Origin of the sequence: Roseburia porci (assembly GCF_009695765.1) — a bacterium.
GTDB classification, from domain to species: Bacteria; Bacillota; Clostridia; order Lachnospirales; family Lachnospiraceae; genus Roseburia; species Roseburia porci.
The window spans coordinates 45,925-67,104 of record NZ_VUNI01000017.1 but is presented as its reverse complement, the minus strand read 5'-3'; the positions used below and the strand labels follow the sequence as shown (position 1 = coordinate 67,104).

18 protein-coding genes, 1 tRNA gene and 1 pseudogene are annotated in these 21,180 nt (G+C 41.1%); 3 read left to right on the top strand and 17 right to left on the bottom strand.

Annotated elements, in window-relative coordinates:
• Positions 1-122: 122 nt before the first annotated feature.
• Positions 123-1,081: pseudogene (locus FYJ75_RS14890) on the bottom strand (hypothetical protein).
• Between the two features lie 32 nt (positions 1,082-1,113).
• Between FYJ75_RS14890 and FYJ75_RS14670 the strand changes: the two are divergent.
• Entirely contained in the window at positions 1,114-1,587 is a 474-nt protein-coding gene (locus tag FYJ75_RS14670) for a LysR family transcriptional regulator (protein ID WP_328596921.1), read from the top strand.
• A 235-nt stretch (positions 1,588-1,822) separates the two neighbouring features.
• Here the strand turns inward: FYJ75_RS14670 and FYJ75_RS10215 are convergent, their stop codons facing one another.
• From FYJ75_RS10215 to FYJ75_RS10160, 12 genes are all read right to left on the bottom strand, one after another.
• Complete coding sequence (locus tag FYJ75_RS10215; protein WP_154430353.1) at positions 1,823-3,889, bottom strand: PTS sugar transporter subunit IIC/EAL domain-containing protein; 2,067 nt, start codon at positions 3,887-3,889, stop codon at positions 1,823-1,825.
• A gap of 224 nt (positions 3,890-4,113) precedes the next feature.
• The gene (locus tag FYJ75_RS10210) at positions 4,114-5,124 is read right to left on the bottom strand and encodes a GGGtGRT protein (protein WP_154430352.1); all 1,011 of its coding nucleotides are present in this window, start codon (positions 5,122-5,124) and stop codon (positions 4,114-4,116) included.
• Positions 5,125-5,143: 19 nt separating this feature from the next.
• Positions 5,144-5,836, bottom strand: a complete 693-nt coding sequence (locus FYJ75_RS10205) for an iron-sulfur cluster assembly scaffold protein (RefSeq protein WP_154430351.1) — start codon at positions 5,834-5,836, stop codon at positions 5,144-5,146.
• A 160-nt stretch (positions 5,837-5,996) separates the two neighbouring features.
• Entirely contained in the window at positions 5,997-6,674 is a 678-nt protein-coding gene (locus FYJ75_RS10200) for an LbetaH domain-containing protein (RefSeq protein WP_154430349.1), read from the bottom strand.
• A 66-nt stretch (positions 6,675-6,740) separates the two neighbouring features.
• A complete protein-coding gene (locus tag FYJ75_RS10195; protein WP_154430347.1) occupies positions 6,741-10,274 on the bottom strand; it encodes a type IA DNA topoisomerase in 3,534 nt (1,177 codons plus the stop codon).
• A gap of 18 nt (positions 10,275-10,292) precedes the next feature.
• Positions 10,293-11,657, bottom strand: coding sequence for an ATP-binding protein (locus FYJ75_RS10190; protein ID WP_154430346.1), 1,365 nt, complete (start codon positions 11,655-11,657; stop codon positions 10,293-10,295).
• A gap of 167 nt (positions 11,658-11,824) precedes the next feature.
• Entirely contained in the window at positions 11,825-12,916 is a 1,092-nt protein-coding gene (gene asd, locus FYJ75_RS10185; protein WP_154430345.1) for an aspartate-semialdehyde dehydrogenase, read from the bottom strand.
• A gap of 245 nt (positions 12,917-13,161) precedes the next feature.
• Positions 13,162-14,553: an argininosuccinate lyase gene (gene argH, locus FYJ75_RS10180; protein WP_154430344.1), complete on the bottom strand. Its 1,392-nt coding sequence runs from the start codon at positions 14,551-14,553 to the stop codon at positions 13,162-13,164.
• Positions 14,554-14,556: 3 nt separating this feature from the next.
• On the bottom strand, positions 14,557-15,213 hold the full coding sequence (locus FYJ75_RS10175; RefSeq protein WP_154430343.1) for an epoxyqueuosine reductase QueH: 657 nt from the start codon (positions 15,211-15,213) through the stop codon (positions 14,557-14,559).
• 110 nt (positions 15,214-15,323) lie between these two features.
• A complete protein-coding gene (locus FYJ75_RS10170) occupies positions 15,324-16,481 on the bottom strand; it encodes a glycosyltransferase family protein (protein WP_154430342.1) in 1,158 nt (385 codons plus the stop codon).
• A 14-nt stretch (positions 16,482-16,495) separates the two neighbouring features.
• Entirely contained in the window at positions 16,496-17,014 is a 519-nt protein-coding gene (locus tag FYJ75_RS10165) for an HD domain-containing protein (protein WP_154430341.1), read from the bottom strand.
• The gene (locus tag FYJ75_RS10160; protein WP_154430339.1) at positions 17,015-17,338 is read right to left on the bottom strand and encodes a hypothetical protein; all 324 of its coding nucleotides are present in this window, start codon (positions 17,336-17,338) and stop codon (positions 17,015-17,017) included.
• Between the two features lie 137 nt (positions 17,339-17,475).
• Between FYJ75_RS10160 and FYJ75_RS10155 the strand changes: the two genes are divergently transcribed.
• Positions 17,476-18,603 carry a GDSL-type esterase/lipase family protein gene (locus FYJ75_RS10155; RefSeq protein ID WP_154430338.1) on the top strand — a complete coding sequence of 376 codons (1,128 nt, stop codon included), beginning with the start codon at positions 17,476-17,478 and terminating at the stop codon, positions 18,601-18,603.
• Here FYJ75_RS10155 and FYJ75_RS10150 read toward each other — a convergent pair.
• The gene (locus FYJ75_RS10150; protein WP_154430337.1) at positions 18,595-19,296 is read right to left on the bottom strand and encodes a lysophospholipid acyltransferase family protein; all 702 of its coding nucleotides are present in this window, start codon (positions 19,294-19,296) and stop codon (positions 18,595-18,597) included. The genes FYJ75_RS10155 and FYJ75_RS10150 overlap by 9 nt on opposite strands.
• Before the next feature lie 75 nt (positions 19,297-19,371).
• Between FYJ75_RS10150 and FYJ75_RS10145 the strand changes: the two genes are divergently transcribed.
• Positions 19,372-19,444: transfer RNA gene (locus tag FYJ75_RS10145), tRNA-Thr, on the top strand.
• Between the two features lie 386 nt (positions 19,445-19,830).
• On the opposite strand, the gene FYJ75_RS10140 is transcribed toward FYJ75_RS10145, so the two are convergent.
• From FYJ75_RS10140 to FYJ75_RS10130, 3 genes are all read right to left on the bottom strand, one after another.
• Complete coding sequence (locus FYJ75_RS10140; RefSeq protein ID WP_154430356.1) at positions 19,831-20,208, bottom strand: type II toxin-antitoxin system HicB family antitoxin; 378 nt, start codon at positions 20,206-20,208, stop codon at positions 19,831-19,833.
• Positions 20,192-20,449 carry a type II toxin-antitoxin system HicA family toxin gene (locus tag FYJ75_RS10135; RefSeq protein ID WP_154430336.1) on the bottom strand — a complete coding sequence of 86 codons (258 nt, stop codon included), beginning with the start codon at positions 20,447-20,449 and terminating at the stop codon, positions 20,192-20,194. Before FYJ75_RS10135 ends, FYJ75_RS10140 begins: the two co-directional genes overlap by 17 nt.
• A 65-nt stretch (positions 20,450-20,514) precedes the next feature.
• On the bottom strand, positions 20,515-21,177 hold the full coding sequence (locus tag FYJ75_RS10130) for a hypothetical protein (RefSeq protein WP_154430334.1): 663 nt from the start codon (positions 21,175-21,177) through the stop codon (positions 20,515-20,517).
• Between the last annotated feature and the right edge of the window lie 3 nt (positions 21,178-21,180).

Genomic DNA, 21,180 nt, shown 5'->3' with positions numbered 1-21,180 from the left:
CAGCAGTTCTTTTTCGTGCTGTCAAGGGTGGCGGACGTCTGCCACAACCTCTAATATCTACAATTTTCAAGGTTCATCTGAGCCTAATTTTTTAACTCAGTTTTTTCATATCTTATTTGACACTACCTTTTCAGCCATTTTTGTGGATCAACTTCTAAAAATTCCGCTCTTTGGAATCTCCATTTCTGATCATACGGTATCGTACAGTCAAAAATCGTTTTACATGCAATTCCATGATCCCGGATAGATGGGGAACAGGCCGGATCATTAGACGGGTCTAACGGATGACAGCGCACACCCGGTATTGTAATAATATCGGCATCTCCCTGGAACCTTGTATTCATCGCCCAAAGTACGTCATTCATATCAAAACAGTCTACATCCTCATCAACCAGAAATATATGTTTCAATTCGCTGAATGCAGAAAATGCAAGTAATGCGGCCTGACGCTGTCTCCCTTCATCGCTTTGTGACAGTTTTTTAAACTGAAGAACCGCCATGTATTTCCCCCCCGCCGGCGGAACAACAATATACATTCTGCAATCTTCCTGGCATCGCCTTTTCCACCATTCCATAAATACTTGCCTCTGTCGGAATACCTGCCATTGAAACATGTTCTTCACTTGGGCCGATACAGGTCTGCATGATCGGATGTTTCCGGTGTATTGGTTGGAGCTGGAACAATGCGGTTCAGATCAAAATCCGAATCATCTGCCCTGTGAACCACCTGCTGACAGACGGGTTCTCCATCGATCACAACCGGTGCAACCGGATTTGCCACACTTTCATACATCATCTTTCCAAGATTTTCCGGCTCACAATCCAAAAGTGCCGCAACTCTTTTCCGGCTTGCGAGTACACCAATTGCAACGCTTGCATCCGGAAAGCCTTTTACATTATGAAAAATCATCGCCGGGCCTTCTTTCGTTGGCCGTTTCACCGTCCCGCCAGCTCCCACATAACGGTAGACGCCCGCCAGTTCTGCCATCGGATCAACCAGGACATCCGATTCTGTCAATTGCCCCGGAATCTCTTTCAAACGTTCCAGTGCACTTCGCAAATCTTTCACCTTATCTGCCATTTTTACTCCCTCCTCCTTCATAATCTGTCCTCATTTTAGCCGATAAACTTCACACTACCCAGTCCACACTTTCCAAACAGATTCTGAAACTGGAAAAGGAACTTGAAATCTCCTTATTCGATCGGAGCAAGCGTTCTGCTATGATCACGCCAGCCGGGAAAACCTTTTACAAAGAAGCTCTGCTCCTGTCCCATCAGTACCACGAAATGCTTTCTAAAATACGTTCCTTAACGTCAATGATCTCAGACCAGCTTCGAATCGGAACTCTTCCTATCCTTTCACAGTATGATCTGATGCCTCTTTTGAATAAATTTCAGGACGACCATCCTAAAATTCAACTTTCCGTTACAGAGACAGACGACAAAGAGCTGTTAGACGGATTCTCCTGCGGAAAATATGACCTCATCCTTGCACGCGAAGGAATGATCGACAAAGAACAATATCATTTTCTTCCTGTTGCCAAAGACCGGCTTTCTGTTATGCTGCCAGACTCCCATCCATTATAAGCGCTGTATCTTTAAAGGAAGGAATCAGTCTGTTTGCCGAAAGCAATTTCCGGCTGTTCCGGCACGATCAGGTCACCTCGGTTCCTCTGAAAGAAGCTCCTGAACTGCTGATTGGAATTGCATACAAAAAGGCCGAAGCATCCGCTTCGGCCATACAGACATTCTGTGATTATTGCAGTTCATCCCGGGGTGTCTGAATCCCTGGATTCTGATGATTTTCCTTCCCCCCGTAACTCTATAAACTATGGTTTCCCATGTAGTTAATAAACTCATCCAGCGGAACCGGTTTCTCATATAAATATCCCTGATAAAATTTACATCCCAGTTCAAAAAGCTTGTCCCGTTGTTCTTCATTTTCTACATATTCTGCGATGATCTGAATCCCCAGTTTATCTGCTAAAGTGACAATCGATGACACAATCTGCTGGTCAGTCGTATTATCGAGAATATTTTTCACAAGTGAGCCATCCAGTTTAATTACTCCAAAACTACTTGACTGTAGGTACAGGATAGAAGTATGTCCCATACCAAAATCATCGATCATCATGATATGTCCCTGGGATTTTAAATAATTTAGTTTTTCAATTACGGTGGACGATTTCGTCAGGACATCCTGTTCTGTTATCTCCAGCCATAACTGTGATGCCGGAACATTTTTTTCTTTCATTGCTTTATCGATATATTTTTCCACATCCCAAAGAAGCGATTTTGCTGTAAGATTCATAGAAATCTTAAAATCAGGTCCGCACTTCTTATTGATATCAGCTATTGCAGAAACCGTCTGATCAATAATCAGCTTTTCCAGCTCCTCAAGCAGATTGCTTTCCTTCGCAAGATAAACGATAAGAGGTGGGTAGATCATTCCGTAAAAAGGATGTTTCCACCGGAGCAGTGCCTCTCCACCGATGCATTTTCCCTTATCATCCACCTGTGGTTGAAGCAGCAAATACAATTCTTTATTCCTGATTGCATTTTTCAGATCCAGCTGAAGCATACGACATATTTGCCCAGTTTGATCCGGCTTGGACAAAAGATCATAACCTTCATTCATGTCTTCTTTTTCCTGTATAATTCTGATAACGTTATGAATCTGTTCTTCCGCATTTTTTCTCTGAGTAGCTTCGTTGACACGCAAAAACGGAACATAAACTGCCACCCCTATGGCGATCATAACCAGCTGAAGCAGACTTCCACTCATAGAACCAGTACCAATATACCCACTGAGAAAAATCGGTGTCGACCATGGAACAGTATGTGTTACCGGAGGAATCAGCCCTATATAAGTTGCTCCAAATGCTATCATATAACATATAACAGGTGTACAAATAAACGGAATAACCATGATCGGGTTTAAAATAATCGGTATTCCAAAAGTAAGAATCTCGTTAAGATTAAAAATAACGGTAAAGGATGACAATTCTGCCATTTTCCGCATCCATGCATTTCTGCCAAACAGCAAAATTGCGATCAGCACACATACCGTAGTTCCGCATCCTCCCATGACAACAAAGGTATCAAAGAAGCTTTTGCTAAAAATATCACCTGATCTGCCAATCAAAAAAGATGTCGTGGCAACAGGCTCTAATATATGGCTGCCATGCAATCCAAAAATCCACATAAAGTGCAGTAAAAATGTATATAACAACCCCGTCAGGAATTCGCTGTCTACATAATCAAAGAGTCTGCACATCGCACCTGATAGCAATTCATATATGGATGAGACATCAAAAACCTTTAAAAGGCACTGGGTACTGCAGGCAAAGACAAGTATAACGATAATTGCCGGAATAACAGCGCTAATTGCAACTGTGGTAATCCCTTCCATCTTATTTGTCTGCTCCTGAAAACTAAGCAGCTGTATTTTTTGCAGTTTTTCCATTAAAATGCATGAAACAAGCGCAGTTAAAATTGCAAAAAAACAGCCTCTCACATCCAGCATTTCCGTATGATACCCACCATCCGCATTATAAAACTGTACGCCATAAGCTCCAATTGAAACAATCACATATAATATCGTCTTATCAACCGGCATATTACGTTCCATGCTGTAGCTGCAGCTTAGGGCGATCAACATAGCCATGGAAAACAATCCAAAAGTTCCCACATATAGCACATTGAACAAATGAACCCAAAATGTATCCTTTATGATATTCTGATACTCCTGAACAGGTAAATTCAATAGGGCATTTGCTATCCCGCCCGTCAGCACAAAGGGAATCATCATCGTGAGCCCGTGTCTGATTACCATGATAAAAAAATTCGAATCAAGTCTGTATGTAATCTCTTTCAGCCTATCTTTCATATACTATCCCCTCATATCTTTTATATACAATAACATATTATCACGTTTATACAAAAAGCACAATAATTATATTGCTATTATGTCTTTTTTATCTATTTTGTATATATTTCAGCATTGAGCCGGGAGTATTACTTTTATCATTTCTTTTGTCTGGTATAAGTGTGCAGACACAGAAAAAGACCCCCGTGCGATAAAGCACGAAGGTCTTGAAATGCCTATATTTATTAGCATTTTCCAGCTTTGTGAGCCTCTTCGATGGATACTGCTACTGCTACTGTAGCTCCAACCATTGGGTTATTTCCCATTCCGATTAATCCCATCATCTCAACGTGAGCTGGTACAGAGGAAGATCCAGCGAACTGTGCATCTGAATGCATACGTCCCATAGTATCTGTCATACCATAAGAAGCTGGTCCAGCTGCCATGTTATCTGGGTGAAGTGTACGTCCTGTACCACCGCCGGAAGCAACTGAGAAATATTTCTTGCCCTGCTCGATACATTCTTTCTTGTATGTACCTGCTACTGGATGCTGGAAACGTGTTGGGTTTGTAGAGTTACCTGTGATAGATACACCTACGTTCTCATGATGCATGATTGCAACACCTTCCTGAACATCATCAGCACCGTAACATTTAACAGTTGCACGAAGTCCATCAGAATATGCTTTTTCATATACGATGTTTAATTTAGCTGCTTTGTAATCGTATTTTGTCTCTACGAATGTAAATCCGTTGATACGGGAAATGATCTGTGCAGCATCTTTTCCTAAACCGTTTAAGATAACTCTTAATGGTTTTTTACGTACTTTGTTTGCTTTCTCAGCGATTCCGATTGCACCTTCAGCAGCTGCGAAAGACTCATGTCCAGCTAAGAAGCAGAAGCACTCTGTCTCTTCCTCAAGTAACATTTTACCAAGGTTACCATGTCCTAAACCTACTTTACGATGATCAGCAACTGATCCAGGAATACAGAAAGCCTGAAGTCCTTCTCCGATTGCTGCAGCAGCGTCAGCAGCTCTTACAGCACCTTTCTTGATTGCGATTGCAGCACCTACTGTGTAAGCCCAGCATGCATTCTCAAAACAGATTGGCTGGATTTTTTTAACCTGATCATAAACATCAAGTCCAGCGTCTTTTGTAATTTTTTCAGCTTCTTCGATAGAGCTGATACCATAGCTGTTTAAAACAGCATTGATCTGGTCAATTCTTCTTTCATATGATTCAAATAAAGCCATTGTTATCGTTTCTCCTTTCCTATTCTTCACGTGGGTCGATGATCTTAACTGCATCTGCTACGCGACCATACTGTCCTTTAGCTTTCTCCCAGGCAGTATTAGGATCGTCACCTTTTTTGATGAAGTCTGTCATTTTTCCAAGGGAAACGAACTGATATCCGATTACTTCGTTGTCAGCATCAAGAGCGATACCTGTTACATAGCCTTCTGCCATCTCAAGGTAACGAACACCCTTTTCTTTTGTTGCGTACATTGTACCAACCTGGGAACGAAGTCCTTTTCCTAAGTCTTCCAGACCAGCACCAACTGCTAATCCGTCATCAGAGAAAGCACTCTGTGTACGACCGTAAACGATCTGTAAGAATAACTCTCTCATAGCTGTATTAATAGCATCACATACTAAGTCTGTATTTAATGCCTCAAGAATTGTTTTTCCCTGTAAGATTTCTGCTGCCATAGCTGCGGAATGTGTCATACCAGAACATCCGATTGTTTCAACTAAAGCTTCTTCAATTACACCGTTTTTCACATTTAAAGATAATTTGCAGGCACCCTGCTGTGGAGCACACCAGCCCACACCGTGTGTAAATCCTGAGATATCTTCAATTTTTTTGGAATGAACCCATTTTCCTTCTTCTGGGATAGGAGCTGGTTCATGTTTTGCGCCCTTAGCTACAGGACACATGTTTTCAACTTCCTTAGTGTAAATCATTATAAGACTCCTTTCACTTGATAGCTTTGTATATATTGTCTAACTTTGTTAGCAATTTAACATACTGCAGTTATTTTCGCATATTTTTCTCAATAAGTCCAGTACCAAATACTCGAATTATAGCGAAAAATGTAACGAAAAATCATTTGCAAACCAATGCTTAATCGTGTTTTTTCACAACATGATCCTGATCTTTAAAAATAGAATCTGCAGGTATCACACCCCTTACTCTTGAGAGTGGATAGATATTGGAATGTCTGCCAATTACCGTTCCAGGATTCAGTACCGAATTGCATCCTACCTCAACATAGTCGCCAAGCATAGCCCCGAATTTCTTAAGTCCTGTTTCAATTTCTTCTTTCGAATCATATTTATCCTTAACTGCAACAAGTGTTTTATCTGATTTAACATTCGAAGTGATCGAACCTGCTCCCATATGGGATTTATATCCGAGGATAGAATCTCCGACATAATTATAATGCGGCACCTGAACAGAATTAAATATAATGTCATTTTTCAGTTCTGTAGAGTTTCCGACAACCGATCCTTTTCCGACGACCGCACTTCCACGCACGAATGCACAGTGTCTGACCTCAGCCTCCTCATCAATGATCAAAGGTCCATTTAAACATGCCGTAGGCGCAACCTTTGCCGACTTCGCCACCCAGATGTCTTCGCCTCTTTTTTCAAATTTATCCGGATCCAGCGTTGGTCCCAGTTCTCTGATAAAATCAGCGATTCCTTTTAACGCTTCCCATGGATACGTAAACTGTGCAAGATATTCTCCTGCAATTGTCTCTTCCAGGTCATACAGATTGATTATTTTTGCATTTTCCATTTTGCTGTTCCTTTCACGAACTCATTTTTGCGTATAACATCACCCGCAAACGACTACATTATATGCTTACTGCTCCTTGTTTTCAAGAGTATCCAAAACATTTTGGTCTTCTGTCTGCTCCGGTTCCGAAGTCTCTTTTTTGTCTTCTTCTGGCTCCTTTGGTACACCCGGATTATCAAAATCAAACAGAATACTGTCGTTTTCAAATTTCAGGCAGGCGTCAAACAGGTTTCCGGTCTTGGACTGAAACCCTTCCACCTTATATTTTGTTTTCCCGGTCTGGAAAAGTTCATTTGTAAGGGCATCTGTAAGTGGAACCCCAGCTACCGTATGCCACACTTTAAATCCACAGCCACACTCATACTGCCACTGGGATTTTTTCATGTACTGTCCACACTTCGGACATATAACCTCCGTATCTACAGGTTTTGGTTTTTCCGGGAAATCAAATTCAACATTTCCGTCTTTTCCAAGCTTCAGTGGTGCATCAAATTTCATTCCGGTTTTTGCAACAAATCCTTCTATAACATCCGTTTTTCCATTTATTAAAAGCTGTTTTAATTGTTGCTCTTTAATCTTAACGCTGGCGATCCTGCCAACTGCAAATGTACAATTTGCATCGCCTTCTTTTTTATAGTTCTCACAAGCAAATCCAAACGGTCTGGCTTCAATTGCGCCGCCGCACACCGGGCATTTCACATCTTTGACTTTTTTATTCTCCAGATCTTCAAAATCAAACATCAATCCGGTGATCTTATCATCCTCTTTTCTTAATGCAATGCGGCCATCGAATTTCTTTCCGTTTTTGGACTTAAATCCATAAATTGTTTCTGTTCTTCCCTCTGTCAGAAGCTGCTTCACCTGTTTTTCTGTAAGTGACTTATCTGCCATCTTTCCAATCGCAAACCGGCAGCTTGTCTCATCCCCGTAACGATAATTCGCACATCCATATCCAAATGCAGTAACAACGATATCACCACCACAGAGTGGGCATTTCACATCTTTCACTTTCTTTGCTTCGACATTGTCAAAATCAAAAACAATCGATATTTTCCCCTCTTCATCTTTCTCAAGCTTCAGACAGGCATCAAACTTCTTGCCTTTTTTTGATTTAAATCCACGGATCGTATCCGTATGCTTCTCGACGATCAGCTGGCGCAGCTGAGCTTCGGATAATGACTTCTCGGCAATCTTCCCAACGGAAAAAGAACAGCTTCCCTCTTCCCCATACTTATGATTGCAGCAGCTATAACCATATGGAGTAACGATGATATCTCCTCCACAGACCGGACAGGACAGATCGTCCAGCTTCTGTGGCTCGACATGATCAAAATCAAAGACAGCAGAAACCTTTCCGGTTTCTTCATCCTTTTTCAGTCTCAGGCAGGCATCAAATCGTTTTCCGGCTTTGGATTTAAAGCCACGAATTGTTTCCGTAACACCTTTTTCGATCAGATTTTTCACCTGTTCCTCTGATAATTCCTTGCCGGCAATTTCGCCAATATTAAAATTACATCCTGATTTATCATTTTTATATCCGGAGCATCCATAACCAAACGGCGTCGTGACCATTTCTTTTCCGCAGACCGGACATTTTACGCCAATCTTTTTCCGGGCACCTGCTCCCCTGGCTCCCTTGCCAGCAAAATCAGATATTCTTTCCGCAATCGGTGCCTTTAAATCTTCGTTGATCATCTTTAAAGTCTCATTACGGATAAATGCCTCCAGTTTGGCGCGATATTCTGCAAAGTCCACAGTTCCTTTTGTAATTCCATCCAAACCCTTTTCCCAGGACGCTGTCATCTGTGGATTCAAAAGTGCCGGAACGGTCATCTGCACAACCTCAAACACCATTTCTCCAAGATTTTCCGGTGTTAAAATCTGGGTTTTCGGATTCAGGTTCAGATATTTGATCCGGACAAGTTTTTTGATGATTTCCGCTCTTGTTGCAGATGTCCCGATACCAGATCCTTTGATCTGCTCCCTGAGTTCTTCATCCTCAATCAGCTGGCCGGCATTTTCCATAGCAAGCACCATCGAACCGGATGTGTAACGTTTCGGTGGCGATGTTTTCCCTTCTTTTATCTCATATCCCATACATGGGATCTCATCTCCCTGCTTCAGGGTGTCTGCCAAAGCCAGAAGTGCTGCCGGATCTACCGTTTCTTTTTTCTCTGCCTGTTCCCCAGGAATGCCTGCTATCTCCAGATAGCCTTTTTCTTTCAGCACTCTTGCCGATGCATAAAATTCTTCTGTTTTCTCCCCGTTTTCCACCTTTACCGTCATTTTGACATTCTGATATTGTGCAGGCGGATAGAAAATACTCAAAAATCTTCGGACGATCAATTCAAATACACTTCTTTGCAGGGAATTCAGGCTTCCAAGCTCTGTCAGCTGGCCGGTCGGAATAATCGCATAATGATCCGTCACTTTGCTGTCATCCGTATAAGCTGTCTTCGCAATTCCCGAATACAGTTTCTGTGAAATAATCTGCTCTACAAAAGGTGTGACCTGTTCAAATCCTTTTAACCGGCCGATATTTTTATAAATTTCTTTTGCAACAGCAGATGATAAAACACGCGCATCTGTTCTTGGATAAGTCGTAAGCTTTTTCTCATACAGATCCTGTGCGACCTGAAGTGTCTGATCCGGACTGATCTTAAATCGCTTGGAACATTCCGCCTGAAGTTCGGCAAGGTTAAAAAGAAGCGGTGCTTTTTTCCTGGAAATGTTCTTTTCAATCGATTTTATTCTTGCGGTCTGTCCATTTAAGCTGTCGATCAGACCTTTTGCATCTTCTTCTTTCTTAAATCCGTTTTCTTTATACAAAAGCGGAGATTCAAAATACTTCGACTGTTCCTGTGTTTTCCATTCTCCTTCTATCTCACTCTCTGTGAATTTTCCAATTACGCGATAGAATGGAGTCTCTTTAAAATTGCGGATTTCCCGTTCCCTGATCACAACCATTCCGAGCACACAGGTCATGACCCTGCCAACAGCAATTGCCGTATATGAGGATGTGTTTGCAGCACTGTTTAACAGGTTACCGTATTTCACTGACATTACCCTGGAAAAATTAATTCCCATGGCATAGTCTTCAATTGTCCGCATAATTCCAGAATTGCCAAGATTCGCATAATCCGACATTGGTTTTGCCTCGCGGATACCTCTTTGGATCTCCTCCTCTGTCTGCGAGTCGATCCACACACGAAGTTCTTCCATGCCTTCCCGCACACCTCCGAAATTACGGATATTTTCCTCGATCGTCTGTCCTTCTTTTCCCGCATCACCAGCCCAGTACACACGGTCAATATCTTCTCTGTGAAGCATCTGATGGACTACATCATACTGTTTATGTACGTCTTTAATGACATCATATTTATAAGTTTCCGGTAAAAATGGAAGGTCTTCCAGCCTCCATTTTTTGTATTTCATATCATATCCTTCCGGATATACCATGCCAACCAGATGTCCAACGCACCATGTAATTACATATTCCTGGTTTTCAATATAACCATCGTGTCTTCCGCTTACTCTAAGAACCTTCGCAAATTCCTGAGCTACCGACGGTTTCTCTGTAATAATCAGTGATTTACCCATTTTACCTCTTTGCTTTCATTATAGTTCATTCATGTCCACAAGTTCCAGACGCGGGTCTTCTTTTGCAATTTCTTTTATCTCGCTGCTAAATCCCCTCGCCGAAAATACATAAAAATGAACTGCCTTAATTTTTGCTTTTTTCATGTTTGAAAACATCTGTGTCAGCATCTCCACCGTAACTTCCTTCTGTTCCCAATTGCATAATCCGACAACCGTATTACGCACTTTATCCTGAGCCACAATATCAACGTTTCCAGTCTTACCGATCCAGCTTCCGATTTTGTGGATCGGGACTGGCGTTTTTCCAATTCTGCCAAGCAGTACAAGATATTCCTTGCAGACATTTAAAAAGCATTGATTCAGATAAGAATCCAATTCTTCTCTTATATAAACATCATAAAATTTATCCGGTTTCATGCAATAAAGATCTGACAGATGCGGATATACAAATCGATACCAGAAATTAATATACGTGTCTTTGATCTGGTAAATTCCCTTCTTGGCATTATCCCATCCACCGGTTTCAAATGGGATCACCTTCTCTACCACATCAAATGCTGCAAGATTTTTCATATAAACACTGATCTTCGCACGGGAAAAACCGGTCACATGATACAGATCATTCAATTTATGATTTCCTGCTGCAATCGCCGCAAGTATTGTATTGTAAACGGATAATTCTCTCAGTTCGGACGAGATCAGCTGCTCCGCTTTCTGGAAAAGATAGCCATCTGGAGAAAGAACAATCCTGCATATATTCTGTTTCAGGGAAACCGATGGATACCACTGCTTTAAATATCCGGCAACGCCTCCTAAGATTCCATAAACTTTTATACACTCGCTCACCTGATAACTCGGAAACATCCGTACAACTTCAAGAAAGCTCAGATCATTGATCTTCATAACATGATCGATCTTATGATATGCCCGCTCCCCAAGCATTTCCTGCAGTTCATGTTCCACAAAGGCTACCGACGAGCTGCACAAAAGAATCAGTACCGGTCCAGGATACAGCTTTTTGTTCTTTAAACGAAGAATACTCTCCCATAATTCCGGATCTTTTTTAAATGCAAACTGAAATTCATCAATGATGATCACAAGCTTGGAAGGATCACCACTTTTGACACGGTTAAAGCACTCATCATATGTATTCTGAGACAGATGAACATCAAATACAGATGCTACCTCTTTTGCCATCATCATTCTCTGCCAATCCGGCGATGCCTGCCGGCAACGATAATAAAACTTCTTTTTATGTTCTGTAAACTGCATGAGCAGTTGTTCTTTTTCACAGTCCATTCTTCCATATACAACAGCAATCTCGTTGTCCGGATGTTTATAAAGTTCTTCCAGTCTGTGAAGCTCCGTTTCTCTTGTAAACATAACAACCCCCCGCACTTATCTTTCGTTCCTTGTCTGTATTTTGCTCGTTCTTTATAGTGATAAATTATATCATATTTTAATAATTGTCACAATAAAAAGGAAGAGCAGATTATCTGATATGCTTCAGAATCTGCTCTTCCCTGTATCCGAATGTGTCCAGACACTTATTATTTCTTTGTGATATATCCCTGTGCTTTTAATAACTCTGCACATAATACTGCTCCACCGGCAGCACCACGTACTGTATTATGAGAAAGTCCGACAAACTTCCAGTCATATACCGTATCTTCTCTCAGACGTCCAACGGAAATTCCCATTCCGTTTTCAAACTGTACATCTAAGTTTACCTGTGGTCTGTTATCCTCTTCCAGATACTGGATGAACTGTTTTGGAGCACTTGGAAGATTTAACTCCTGTGGTACTCCACTATAGTTTCTTAATGCCTCGATCAGCTGCTCTTTTGTAGGATTCTTTTTGAATTTTACAAATACAGCTGCTGTATGTCCGTTTAATACAGGAACGCGGATACACTGACATGTAATAACCGGAGAAGTTGCAGGAACAATTGCCTTTTTCTCTGCATCTACATGACCCCAGATACGAAGAGGCTCTTTTTCTGATTTCTCTTCCTCACCACCAATATATGGAATGATATTTCCAACCATTTCCGGCCAATCCTTAAATGTCTTTCCAGCACCGGAAATTGCCTGATAGGTTGTTGCAACAACTTCATATGGCTCAAACTCTTTCCATGCTGTAAGAACCGGCGCATAGCTCTGGATGGAGCAGTTTGGTTTTACAGCAACAAATCCACGTTTTGTACCAAGTCTTTCTTTCTGGTATTTGATCACTTCCATATGCTCAGGATTGATTTCCGGAACAACCATAGGTACATCCGGTGTCCATCTGTGTGCACTGTTGTTAGAAACTACAGGAGTCTCTGTTTTCGCGTATTCCTCTTCGATCTTCTTAATCTCTTCTTTGGTCATATCTACTGCGGAAAATACAAAATCAACTTCTGAAGCAACCTTCTCTACTTCGTTAACATTCATAACAACGATCTTCTTAACACCTTCCGGCATTGGTGTGTCCATTTTCCAACGATCTCCAACCGCTTCCTCATATGTTTTACCAGCACTTCTTGGACTTGCAGCAATTGTTGTAACCTCAAACCAAGGATGATTCTCTAACAACGAAATAAATCTCTGTCCAACCATTCCTGTTCCACCAAGAATACCTACTTTTAATTTCTCACTCATGAATCTAATCTCCTCTTCTTATATATATTATTCTCTGAGCTTATACCAAAACACATTTCTATTACCAATGTCCGTGTCTTACGTACAACTGTCTTTATAACAAACATACTACTTGATATGGAAACAAATTGCAAGAAACAAATTGTCATAATTTCCTATAAAGATTCCGGCTTTTATAGTACATTTAACCAAAACATGCAGATAAAAGCCGGAGTTTCCCTTATTTTCTTTATTTTTCCAAAAGATTATTCATGTTTCCAGTCATTTGAAAGATATTCTTCCTCTTTACGGATGGCATCTTCCATCGCCTTCTTTGAAGGTGCTCCGATCGTAAGTCTGGTATTTACGCAGGTCTCCATGGAAATCGCATCATAAATATCTTCCTCAAATACCGGACTGATTGCCTTCAGTTCCTCCAAAGACATGTCATCGATCGCAATATTTTTGTCCAGACAATACAAAACGATTCTTCCAACAATGCCATGAGCATCACGGAACGGTACCCCATGTTTTACCAGATAATCTGCCGCATCCGTAGCATTCGTAAATCCATTGTTTGCACTTTTTCTCATACGGTCTTTGTTAAATTTCATGGTTGCAAGCATGCCGTTGAACAATGCAATGCAGCCTTTTGCTGTATCCATAGCGTCAAAGGACAGCTCTTTATCCTCCTGCATATCCTTATTATATGCCAGCGGAATGCCCTTCATTGTGGTCAGCAAGGACATCAACGCACCATACACACGTCCTGTCTTTCCTCTTACAAGCTCTGCGATATCCGGATTCTTTTTCTGCGGCATGATACTGCTTCCAGTACTGTAGGCATCGTCAATTTCCACAAACTGATATTCATTGGAATTCCAGATAATAACCTCTTCTGAAAATCTGCTCAGATGCATCATGATCGTGGAGAGTGCAGACAAAAACTCAATCAGATAATCACGATCTGACACTCCGTCCATACTGTTTAAAGTAGGTCCGTAAAACTCAAGCAGCTCCGCTGTATATTCACGGTCAAGCGGATAAGTGGTTCCTGCCAGTGCACCGGATCCAAGCGGACAGTAGTTCATTCTCTCATATATGTCATGCAAACGCAGTCTGTCTCTTTTGAACATCTCAAAATATGCACCCATATGATGCGCAAGCGTAATTGGCTGTGCCTTCTGCAAATGCGTAAAGCCAGGCATAATGGTTTCCGTGTTTTCTTTCATGATTTTTAAGATTGTTTCTAAAAGTTCCTTTAACTCAAGATCCGTTTCTTTGATCTGTTTTCTGGTATACAGTCTCATATCTAAAGCCACCTGATCATTACGGCTTCGTCCAGTATGTAATTTCTTTCCGGTATCACCCAGTCGATCGATCAGGTTGGCCTCTACAAAACTGTGAATATCCTCATATTCATCTGAGATTTCAAGTGTTCCGTTCTCAACTTCCGATAAAATATCCTTTAAAGTGCGGATAATCGCTTCCGTTTCCTCCGCAGTCAGAATCCCTACTTTTCCAAGCATGGTAACATGTGCAATGCTGCCTTCAATATCCTCTTTATAGAATTTCTGATCAAATGAAATTGATGCATTAAAATTGTAAACAAGTTTGTCTGTTTCCTTTGTGAAACGTCCTCCCCATAACTGTGCCATAATTTATTCCTCACTTTCTGATTGTTGTTTTTGTGCAATTTCCCGATCTCTCTGATTTTTAGAATATACACAACCGCAATAATACTGACGATACATATGATATTCTTTTGAGATCTCAGTGGAACGTTTATATCCATTCTTCTTTTTAAAATCAGAATACAGATATGCTACATGATATTCCTTTTCTAACTGTTCTCCGATTTCATTCAGCCATGTTGCATTTTTCATCGGACTGATGGACAGTGTTGTGGTAAAAAAATCAAAGTCATGGGCTGCCGCATATTCTGCAGTATCCCTCAGTCTTAATTCATAACACTTTCTGCACCGTACTCCGCCCTCTTTTACCTCTTCCAATCCGCGTGCCATATCATAAAAGCGTTGCGGATCGTAATCCCCCTCCGCAAATGAGATCGGATGCGCCGCCGGGAACTCCCGGATAAACCTCTGCTGTTCCTTCACCCGCATCCAGTATTCTTCTTCCGGATAAATATTCGGATTATCATAATACACGGTAATGGAAAAATACTTCGCAAGTGTTTCCAGGCAATAGGAACTGCATGGTGCACAACAGCTGTGCAAAAGCAGTTTGGGTACAAGGTCTGTGCTACAGTTTTTCTTTATGATTTCTTCCATTTTTAATTGATAATTCACTTTATTCATAAATGATTCTTTCTAATCCCATATAGATAAAATGCATTACTGCATATCATTCTATCGGACTTTTTGACAAGTTTCAAGTAATTATTCATCTTCATTGCATACTTATTCGTCTATTCGATATAAGACAGCAGTTCAAGCACCCGATGTTTCCATGTATGTTCTCTGCAAAAACAATCATATGCACATGCAGTCTGTTCGGTCCACAGCTTCCGGTTTCCAAGCAGTTCCTTGACCCCTTCTACCAGAGTATCCATATCCTGCAGACTGTATGTTTTTACGCATCCCTTCTGTTCGAGATGTGTCTGCATATATCTGCTTTTGTCGGTAAGAACCGCCGTATGATTCGCCATCCCCGCAAGAATACGATCATGGATTCCATGATTAAAAAACGGCGTACAGTTAAACAGCACCCATTCCTTTGCAATCGCCTCATAGGATACTGCAATATGAATCCCCTTCTTCTTTTCAAGATACTGCTCATTCTCAAAATGAACCTTATCCCATCCGTCTCCGATCGTTTTTACTGGAATATGTGCATTTAAAAGTGTCTGGACAGCTTTCCTCCTGTCATAATTCCGGACAAAAAACTGCACCGGATAAAGTGCATTCAATTCAATGGCAAATTGTTCCGCAGGCAGTGTCATGCCCTGTTCTGACAGAATTTCTTCCAGTGCTTTTTCGTATGTCATCTCAGGGTCTGCAAGAATGTAGTCGATCATCCGGAGTGCATTACTTTTTCTGTCCGGTTTCATCTGATCGATCAGCTCTCTGATATGGTCTTCTCTTTCCATTGTACCGATCACAAGAACTTTTTTGTCCACTGACTTCTGTTCAAAGCAGCTTGCTTCGTTCGCCGACAATGGCATCATATGTACATGCTTCACCATTGGATAATACTGTTCCACATATGCTTTCTGGCATTCATCGAGAAGCACCACATGCATACGGTCAGTCGCATTCAGAAGTGTATTGTGGTGAAACAACGGGTGATCTACGATCAGATCAAAAAAAGGACCTGCCAGATGATCCAGATAGCGCGATCCATCATCCAGACCAAGTTGCGGAAGCAGCGAATTAATGTCCACGATACACGTAAATTCCTGATCCATATAACTTTCCAGTTTTTGTTCATAATCTTCTTCCGGAGCAATATGACATACATCAACTTCGTAACCAAGTTCTTCAAACGCATGTGCAATCTGCTCTGAAAAAAAAGTTCCAGAGAAATAACAGATTTCCCTGGAACTAAATATCAGCACCTTTTTCATCGCTTTTGCTCTCTCTATTCTTCCACGCCATACATCTGGGCAAAAATCTGTTTTCCCGTATCCGTACGGAAAATATTATCATATGCTTTCTGTATGGCATGCCTGTTTGCATCATCTTCATACAGATTTACCAGGAAGTCTGCTTCCACCAGAATCTGATAGTCCATGCCATCCATATTGGTATATGTATGGTGGTGTCCAATCAGATAACAGATTCTCTCAATCATATAATTCTCAAATCCCAATTCCAGAAGCATCTGCTGCGCTACAGTCGGTCCTTCCTGTTCCTGAAGCTTTCCATCACATCTTCCGTACTTCTCTTCTGCCGGACGGATTCCACAATCATGGGTATACGCCGCAGCCTCAAGAATAAATAACGATGTGGCATCCAGCTTCTCTCCAATACCGATCAGCCTTGACAGACTGTGTACTTTGATCAGATGCTGAATCCGTTTGGGATCTCCATGAAAAAATTCTATCATTTTATAATAGAGTTCATCTAAAAGATGTTGCTCAAAACTCATATTGTCCATTTATCTGTTCTCTCCTGCTGTTACACTTTCCAGTAAATAAGTCGCTGCCACATAAACAATGATGCACATAACCGTAAGTACAATGTTTGAAGTAATGATTCCGGCAATCAGTTCAACAAGCACCACCAGTCCATGTGCCCATAACTCAGCCTGATGCATAAATGCAGCAATGGCTGCCTGCAGAATCACCAGTACACATACCGCAACAACTCCTGCCTTTAATACTACAGATCCAATTATGATGGCAAGCAGCGCAATCGCACAAAATACTGCTAACATAACTGTATTCTTATTATTTTTCATTTTTGATAACATATTTTCCATATGCAGCCTCATTTCTTTTTTCTGCGCTCATTATATCAATTTCTTATTCAAAGGACAACCAAATAATGAAATTAACTGGAATTTCTATTAGAAAGATGCTAGTATTAAAATCACGAAATGAAAAGGGGTATTCACATATGAGCAAAAACTGGATCTCTGTCTGGGGAAATGCAATGTCGATCGCAGAAAACCGGCCAGAAGGATATGGAAAAAATATTACATTACGCTATCCGTTTTTTTCACCGTTTGAAGGCGAAAAAATACGGCTGACCTTTGACAATTACTGTGGCACGGAACCGGTCACGATCTCCAAAGTTACAATCTGTCAGAATCACAAATTTTATCCGGTTACCTGTAACGGAGAAACATCCTTTACCCTCTCCGCCGGATTCGCAGGTGTAACAGATCCACTCGATCTTTCCATTTGTGCAAATGAAACACTCGAAATCAGTTTCTATCTGGCTGATTATACACAGCTTCGTTCTGCTGTCTTTGCTTCCGGTCCTTATTCCGAAGGACTTTATGCAACCGGTGATCAGACAGAAAACCCGGATATTTCGATGGATATCAGCCGGAAAATCAACATGTTCTATTTTTTAAGCAACATTTCTGTTTATACAGACACAGCCAGCCGCCATGCGATCGTTTGCTACGGAGATTCCATCACCGCACAGGCATGGCCTGACTATCTTAAGAAACGATGTCAGCAAATCGGTGCCCGCGGCACTTCGGTAATCCGAAGAGCGACAAGCGGTTCCCGCATTTTACGGGAATATAGCTGCATCACATATGAATCTTATGGTCTAAAAGGCACACGCCGTTTTGGTCATGAAGTTCCAACAGACGGTGCAGATACCGTTATCATCCAGCAGGGAATCAATGATATCATCCATCCGGTCGGAACAGATATCAATCCTTTCCGGCCAATGAGTGACCTTCCGACCTCTCAGGAACTAATTGATGGACTCAAATGGTATATTGATCAGACCCGGACATTGGGCTACTCCGTCTATGTCGGAACCCTGCTTCCGATCAAAGGCTGGCGCACCTATGCACCATTCCGCGAAGATCTGCGTGAGCAGTACAACGACTGGATCCGCACCACCGACCTGATCGATGGATGCATTGATTTTGACCTGGCAGTACGTTCTGCCTCAGACCACACGGCCTTTGCAGAAGGCTTTGACAGTGGGGATCACCTTCATCCATCCCTGAAAGGCTACGAAGCGATGGCAGACGCCATTCCGGACTGTCTTTTATTTTAAGACAGCTTCTGCAGCTTTCATGACTTCTTCTGCAAGCTCGGTTGTTTTCTTCTTATTATATTGTTCATAATTCAGGGGCTTTTGAATGTGTACCTCTACTTCGCACATTCCAAAGCCTTTTCTTTCAAACGGACAAAACGAATTTTTCAGCACCACCGGAACAACCGGAACCTTAGCCATATATGCCGCTTTAAAAGCCCCCGGCTTATACAAAAGCAACTCATTCTCCTGTTTTTCAAGCGTTCCCTCCGGGAAAATAAGCACATTTTCTCCGTTTTTTGCAAGTTCTGCGCATCTTTGTATTGCCCGGAATGAATCTTTCATGCTGCTCCTGTCCATATAAACAGGGGCAAGCAATCTCATCACATATCGCACAAAAGAAAAATTCTCCATCTCGTTCATTACAAGAAAATGGAATGGCTCCTCAAGCGCATAAAGAAGCGCCATCCCATCAAAAAATCCCTGATGATTGGAATACAGAATATATCCGCTCTGCGCCGGAAGATTCTCTTTTCCATAAACATGCACAGTCACTCTGCCCTTTCTTATGATTGCAAGTACCATCTTCCGGATCATTTGATACTGACTGAAAAATGAAAACTTCTCATGCCATTTGTTTCTTCTTGCGATATCAATCGCCCAAAGCGGTATCCGATACCAGTTTCTGATTCCCATATAAACATAACGGTTCATGAACAATTCCTTCTCTTTTTTAAAAAAATTGTTGATTTTGTTCGTTCAATTTGTTATTATAATCAAGTGAGTTTTGCCGATATGGCTCAGTAGGTAGAGCGACGCACTCGTAATGCGTAGGCCACCGGTTCGATCCCGGTTATCGGCTCTCTGGTAAAATGGCTGCAATTCCAGTAATATCAAGGGATTGCAGCTTTTTTGTACCTTATCAAAGTATGTTAAAATATATCAAAATAGTTATCCAAACTTATCCAAAAGTACTTGTTTTTAATCAAGTTATCCAAAAATTATCCAAAGCAAAGCCAGTAAATTCAAGGCGTATGGGGCTTGTTAAAAATTCAATTTAATTTTCATATCTGGAACTTCTATTAACACTGTATCTTTTTCATCCTTCAACGGTGTAAATATTACTGGATATACCAAAGAGCCAACCACTAAACGAATTAACGATCAGTATTTGGCTCTATTACTTACATTTATTGTACTTCAAACATTATATATACATCCATTTTAACAATAATGCTTCCATCCTATTTATCTATCTTTATACTCTCGATAAAATCCTGCATCATTTCTGGAAAGAAGGTACACACAATACTGATTCATGCTAATTCCTTCTCTCTGAGAATGCTCTGCCAGTAATCTGTGCAGGCTTCTCGGAATTCTCAGTTTAAACTGTCCAGAATAGTCTTCCAGGCTGTCTGGTTCATGAATCTCTACCCCATCTTCTAATGCAGCCTCAATCCATGTTTTTTTTGCATCCAGTGCATTTGCTACTGCACTCTCCACGGTCTCACCACAAGTAATGCAACCAGGCAAATCCGGATAAGAAACCACAAATCCGCCTTCATCTTTGTCTTCCACAATTTCCATACGATAGGACATTGCCATATAATCATTCAGCGTCTTCATCATTCTTCGCCTCACTTTCTACAATCTGCCTTACCATTTCTACATATACTTTCTTGATTGGTTCATGTTTTGGTATTGTAATTGGCATACACCCTTGCTTTCTGAAAATGAAATGACTGCTTCCACTTCTTGGTGCATTCATTTCATATCCGTAACTTTCCAATACCTTCCGTAACTCATCAAACCGGAGGTCTTTCGATAAATTGCATATACGTGTTATCAGTTTATCCCACTTTGACATTTGTTATACCCCCTACGTATATTATATGTGGTGTCGTATACGGTGTCAATCTTTTCATATCTTTTTTATTTTGCATCGCGGAACATTCCACGGAACGCAAATTCAGACAAAGGCTTCTTATATAATAATTTTCCGATAAAATATTCCAATGCTGCCCCAAACAGAATCACAGCATAACCAAGAACCACAAATATCCCATAATTCATATTACAGATAAATGCAGCAAAGTCTGAGCTGCTGGCCATCTGCAATCCCGAAAATGCAATCAGAAAAGTCACCAGAAAAACAATCAGTCCTACAACATAATATTTATAACAGATACTTGTAAATAAAAACATTGTAAATATGACAGCAATAATATTAAACAACGTATACATGAGCACATCACGGTCTGCAACACCCTGATGGATCAGTACTGCCCTTTCGATCACCAGAAATGTGTATATTCCCATATATACCAGTGTACTGGCTATTACCGGTATCGTTAACTGTAATCTTTTTTTCATGCCGGTGGATTGTATCATCTGGGAAATATCCATGGACATGATCAGCTGATACACAAACATTCCTGCCAGCATAAAATAAACGCCTCCAATAAGAGAAGTCCCCTTGCTCAATATTTCGACAAGCACACCAATCAGAAGAATCGCTCCCGATATCATTATATTCGAGTTTAACCGATAACTGTATTTCAATAACTGGAATCCCAGTTTTACATCTTTTAACATACG

What these genes read in the sequence shown, in the direction of transcription:
- FYJ75_RS10170 (WP_154430342.1), bottom strand. Translation starts at nt 16,481, where the DNA reads ATGAAAAAGGTGCTGATATTTAGTTCCAGGGAAATCTGTTATTTCTCT.
- FYJ75_RS10195 (WP_154430347.1), bottom strand. Translation starts at nt 10,274, where the DNA reads ATGGGTAAATCACTGATTATTACAGAGAAACCGTCGGTAGCTCAGGAA.
- FYJ75_RS10200 (WP_154430349.1), bottom strand. Translation starts at nt 6,674, where the DNA reads ATGGAAAATGCAAAAATAATCAATCTGTATGACCTGGAAGAGACAATT.
- FYJ75_RS10130 (WP_154430334.1), bottom strand. Translation starts at nt 21,177, where the DNA reads ATGTTAAAAGATGTAAAACTGGGATTCCAGTTATTGAAATACAGTTAT.
- FYJ75_RS10135 (WP_154430336.1), bottom strand. Translation starts at nt 20,449, where the DNA reads ATGTCAAAGTGGGATAAACTGATAACACGTATATGCAATTTATCGAAA.
- FYJ75_RS10190 (WP_154430346.1), bottom strand. Translation starts at nt 11,657, where the DNA reads ATGTTTACAAGAGAAACGGAGCTTCACAGACTGGAAGAACTTTATAAA.
- asd (WP_154430345.1), bottom strand. Translation starts at nt 12,916, where the DNA reads ATGAGTGAGAAATTAAAAGTAGGTATTCTTGGTGGAACAGGAATGGTT.
- FYJ75_RS10165 (WP_154430341.1), bottom strand. Translation starts at nt 17,014, where the DNA reads ATGGACAATATGAGTTTTGAGCAACATCTTTTAGATGAACTCTATTAT.
- argH (WP_154430344.1), bottom strand. Translation starts at nt 14,553, where the DNA reads ATGGCACAGTTATGGGGAGGACGTTTCACAAAGGAAACAGACAAACTT.
- FYJ75_RS10215 (WP_154430353.1), bottom strand. Translation starts at nt 3,889, where the DNA reads ATGAAAGATAGGCTGAAAGAGATTACATACAGACTTGATTCGAATTTT.
- FYJ75_RS10155 (WP_154430338.1), top strand. Translation starts at nt 17,476, where the DNA reads ATGAGCAAAAACTGGATCTCTGTCTGGGGAAATGCAATGTCGATCGCA.
- FYJ75_RS10210 (WP_154430352.1), bottom strand. Translation starts at nt 5,124, where the DNA reads ATGGCTTTATTTGAATCATATGAAAGAAGAATTGACCAGATCAATGCT.
- FYJ75_RS10205 (WP_154430351.1), bottom strand. Translation starts at nt 5,836, where the DNA reads ATGATTTACACTAAGGAAGTTGAAAACATGTGTCCTGTAGCTAAGGGC.
- FYJ75_RS10150 (WP_154430337.1), bottom strand. Translation starts at nt 19,296, where the DNA reads ATGAACCGTTATGTTTATATGGGAATCAGAAACTGGTATCGGATACCG.
- FYJ75_RS10175 (WP_154430343.1), bottom strand. Translation starts at nt 15,213, where the DNA reads ATGAATAAAGTGAATTATCAATTAAAAATGGAAGAAATCATAAAGAAA.
- FYJ75_RS10140 (WP_154430356.1), bottom strand. Translation starts at nt 20,208, where the DNA reads ATGAAGACGCTGAATGATTATATGGCAATGTCCTATCGTATGGAAATT.
- FYJ75_RS10160 (WP_154430339.1), bottom strand. Translation starts at nt 17,338, where the DNA reads ATGGAAAATATGTTATCAAAAATGAAAAATAATAAGAATACAGTTATG.